Source organism: Cryobacterium sp. 10I5 (genome assembly GCF_035019865.1).
GTDB classification, from domain to species: domain Bacteria; phylum Actinomycetota; class Actinomycetes; order Actinomycetales; family Microbacteriaceae; genus Cryobacterium; species Cryobacterium breve_A.
This window is the reverse complement of sequence record NZ_JASJVI010000224.1, coordinates 1-382: the sequence shown is the minus strand read 5'-3', so window position 1 is coordinate 382 and position 382 is coordinate 1. Positions and strand designations below refer to the sequence as shown.

1 protein-coding gene is annotated in these 382 nt (G+C 74.1%); it reads left to right on the top strand.

What is annotated here, in order from left to right; genetic code table 11:
• Positions 1–382, top strand: a 382-nt coding sequence (locus QN350_RS19805; protein ID WP_323517231.1) for an FAD-dependent oxidoreductase, incomplete at both ends; no start/stop codon positions are given.

Here is a 382-nt window from a genome sequence, read left to right as displayed (position 1 = left end):
GCGCGGTGGACGCGGAGGCGAGCGACGGGCAGCGGATGCGGGACGTGATCGTGGTCGGCGGCGGTCCGGTCGGGATTCTCCTCGCGGGGCTCCTCGCTGTGCGCGGCCTTGACGTCGAGGTGCTCGAGCGGCGTGCGGAACCGTCGCGGCGGTCGCGAGCCATCGGCATCCACCCGCCGTCGATGCGCGCCCTCGACGAGCTCGGTCTTGCGGACGCCGTCGTCGAACGCGCGGTGCGGATCCGCGGCGGCGAGGTGCGCTGCGACGGGCGCGCCCTGGGACGGCTGACGTTCCGCGAGGCGGCCGGGAGGCATCCGTTCGTCGTCTCACTGCCGCAGTACGAGACCGAGGCGCTGCTGCGTGCCCGTTTCGACGAGCTCAG